General features: G+C 59.2%; 5 protein-coding genes. 1 reads left to right on the forward strand and 4 read right to left on the reverse strand.

The window, feature by feature from the left end; genetic code table 11:
- Nucleotides 1-161 precede the first annotated feature (161 nt).
- Nucleotides 162-884 (forward strand): SIR2 family protein, encoded by a 723-nt coding sequence (locus H7C86_RS36680; RefSeq protein WP_182263497.1) that lies wholly within the window; start codon nucleotides 162-164, stop codon nucleotides 882-884.
- A 57-nt stretch (nucleotides 885-941) separates the two neighbouring features.
- On the opposite strand, the gene H7C86_RS36685 is transcribed toward H7C86_RS36680, so the two are convergent.
- From H7C86_RS36685 to H7C86_RS37090, 4 genes are all read right to left on the reverse strand, one after another.
- A complete protein-coding gene (locus tag H7C86_RS36685) occupies nucleotides 942-1,265 on the reverse strand; it encodes a hypothetical protein (protein WP_020968253.1) in 324 nt (107 codons plus the stop codon).
- A gap of 287 nt (nucleotides 1,266-1,552) precedes the next feature.
- Nucleotides 1,553-1,900, reverse strand: a complete 348-nt coding sequence (locus tag H7C86_RS36690; protein WP_182263498.1) for a type II toxin-antitoxin system death-on-curing family toxin — start codon at nucleotides 1,898-1,900, stop codon at nucleotides 1,553-1,555.
- Between the two features lie 23 nt (nucleotides 1,901-1,923).
- Entirely contained in the window at nucleotides 1,924-2,496 is a 573-nt protein-coding gene (locus tag H7C86_RS36695; protein WP_147308007.1) for a Panacea domain-containing protein, read from the reverse strand.
- A 304-nt stretch (nucleotides 2,497-2,800) separates the two neighbouring features.
- Nucleotides 2,801-3,007, reverse strand: a 207-nt coding sequence (locus H7C86_RS37090) for a hypothetical protein (protein WP_220463517.1), incomplete at its 5' end; no start/stop codon positions are given.

Consider the following 3,007-nt stretch of genomic DNA (forward strand, 5'->3'; position numbering starts at 1 on the left):
CGCCTGAACCCGACAGGGTCACGCAGGGCTACACCACTCCCAGGGACTTGACCGAGGACGACGGATCGAACGACCTGGGCGAACGCGTTGTTCAGCTGACTGGTGGTGATATCAAACCAACACTGTCGCATTGTCTTCTGGCGTCTCTGCGAGTCAAAAAAGTGGTTACGACCAACTACGATGCGTTGTACGAACGCGCATTTGAATCAGCGCACGGCGAAAACTCGGTCGCTGTACTTCCGAGAGAAGAAGCCCGCGCGGGGGTTCCGTGGGTACTGAAATTGCACGGTGATGTGGCTGACGCGTCCAGTATCGTCTTAAGTCGCCGAGACTTCGTCAGATACGACGCAGAACGCCGTCCGTTGGGCTCGATCGTTCAGTCGCTCATGGCAACCGGACATCTCATAGTTGTCGGAGCATCTATGACCGATGACAATGTGCTCCGGCTTGCACATGAAGTATTGGCACTCGATGCACGGAACAAGCGCCCACGAACTTTGGGCACCGTAATCACACTGCAGCGGGACGAGATTCGAACTGCTTTGTGGAAGAACGACTTCGACTACGTTGCTGTTTCGGATTCCTTGGATCAGCAAGTGGCTGCGCGTGACCTCGAGATATTTCTGGACAAGCTCGCGATCTTGACGAGTGTCGACGCTCCGTACTTGTTGGATACGCATTACAAAGGGTTGCTCGAGGGGGGAGAAATCGGTTTGGCAGAAAATCTGAGGGCGGCCGCCGACGTCATCAGGTCCTTGCCGCACGAGCACCGTGAGCGATGGAGCAGCTTGGAAGCAGTTTTCGACGAACTTGGCGCCACTCCGTGGTCGCAATCGATAAAGGAGGGTCAGCGAGTTTCTCAATCGCGGTCACAGCGACGTTGAATTCCGCTGTTACAGCTGCGCTGAATTCGGCTGTCACAGCTGCGCTCAATTCGGCTGTCACAGCCACGGCTCGATCGGCTTCTTCACCCACATGATCTTCTCGTCCGGATGCTCACGCCGAGCTTCGGGACGGTCAGGGTTAGCGGCTGCCCACACGGCTTTCTCGTCGAGCAGTCCGGCCGCGATGGTCCAGGTCTCCCGCGTGCTCGGCGGATTGGCGCCGGCCGCACGTGCGAGTTTGCGCAGTCGATCGTCGGGCATCTCTAGCAACTCTGTGCTACTGATATCGCGATCCCAGGCGAACTTGGCCAGGCCGACGGCTTTCTCGCGTCGGCTACGGCTCGCCATGTCGTTGTGCGCAAAGTCTGGTTGGGATGCCACGGCTTCACCTTATCGTCAACGCAATCGAGGCCCTCCCGCGTGAGCGGAAGGGCCTCGATCGCTGTTCTTCACTGTCGGGGTGGCGGGATTTGAACCCACGACCTCTTCGTCCCGAACGGCAAACCGGGATTATCGCTACCTGTGATAATGGTCTGAATCTCGATCTACCTGCGGAATCGGGCTATCTGGCTATACGTCTAGATGTTTGCGACTTGGGCTAGAGTGTGCCCAATTCGTGCCCACCACCTGCCGCCGATGCGTTCCGTTGTGTCGGCGGCAGGAGTCGCTCAGATGGAGTTGTCGAGCAACCATATGGTGGCCTCCTCGACGGTGTAGTAGCGCAGAATCATCGCTTCGACGAATCCACCCGCCTCGTATTTGGACATCTCCCTGAGCTGGACATCGAAGGCGCTGAGAAAGATGTTGCAGGAAATCCATGCAGTCCGTTTGTTTGCGTTGCCGAAAGCATGGGCGGTCGCTAGTCCGTGGAGAAGCGCCGCAGCCCGACCGTGCATGGTGGGAAAGGCTGCGACGCCTGCATATTCCGCGACAGGGCGCGCGAGTGCTGCTTCGAGCTTGCCCCGGTCCAGAATTACGTGACTAGCCCCCTCAAGGAAGCGGTTAGTCTCGATCACTGCCTCCGGCGGGAGGCAGAACGTCACCGCTCAGCCAACCAATCCAGCGTGTCTTTCCAGCGGCCGATTTGGTATTGAGCAGCTTGGGCGTAGTTCTCGCCGGATACCGTCGGGGGCGGAGCCAAGTTCGGTCGGACTGGTCCGTCTTCGCCCCGCAAGGACTTCTTCGTGTAGCAGTTCCGCATGCTCGACGTCGTAATCTCGTTCGCGCTGTGAGCGCCAGGCGGGAGATCTTGGCGGGCGTGCTGCCAAGGGGACTCGTCATGCGTGAGCGCGATCAGCTCATCTTTGGAGAATTCGCCGTAGTACGCCAACACCGCATCGACCATTCGTACTGCCTCGGGCGGCAGTGCTGAGGGGTTCGCACCCGGCAGAGTCGTCGAATATGGGTTGTCGCGACCGTACTTGTTTTCGCGGAACACCTCGGGGATGACCGGGCCGTCTGGCCAAGCCTGGATCGCATCTGGAAACAGCGGGCGACCATCCCACGCGAGGTGCCAGCTCTGCGCGTAGTAGGTCAGCTTCTGGAGACGCCAGGAATCGATCCAGCCCAATCGGCTGTAGATGTATGCAGATACATCGAGTGCGGCAACCATGGTGTCTCCTTTCGCAGTGAATTCATCCACAGACTTGCTAACAGCTTATCCACAGTTTCACTTGACCGTATGCATAATCTATGCGATAACGCCTCTGGCCACAGCGACCGGGGTCACTTGGCGTGTTGAGGGTGTTGGGAACATTTGTACACAGGAGGTCCGACAACCTGCGGTCGAAGGCGCGATCAGGGGGAGTTCTCCGGACAGCCGAGAACCCCCCCACCCGCTGGCCAGTGGCCGAGTGGGTAGGGGGTTCTCTGGTCGCGGCGGTTGACCGCACGCGAAGCGAGGGGCGCAGGCTGGATCAATGGGGGAGAATGGCTTGCCCTAACCTGCCTTCGATTCCGGGTCCTGATTTGAACTGGAGTATCAGGCCGGGGACGTTGACGCCCGCTTTGAAATTGGTTCCGACACTGTCGTTCTGGGGTCTCGCTTGGCCTCGGAGGGATTCGCAGTCCGTGGGGGCCTCGGAATACCCCGCGAGGAGGTCGAGAACCCCCACGACCGGGGA

The organism is Rhodococcus sp. UFZ-B548, from assembly GCF_903819475.1.
Lineage (GTDB): Bacteria > Actinomycetota > Actinomycetes > Mycobacteriales > Mycobacteriaceae > Rhodococcus_F > Rhodococcus_F erythropolis.

Bases quoted from the DNA above. Each gene is read 5' to 3' on its own strand.
- H7C86_RS36695 (WP_147308007.1), bottom strand. From the start codon at position 2,496: ATGGTTGCCGCACTCGATGTATCTGCATACATCTACAGCCGATTGGGC.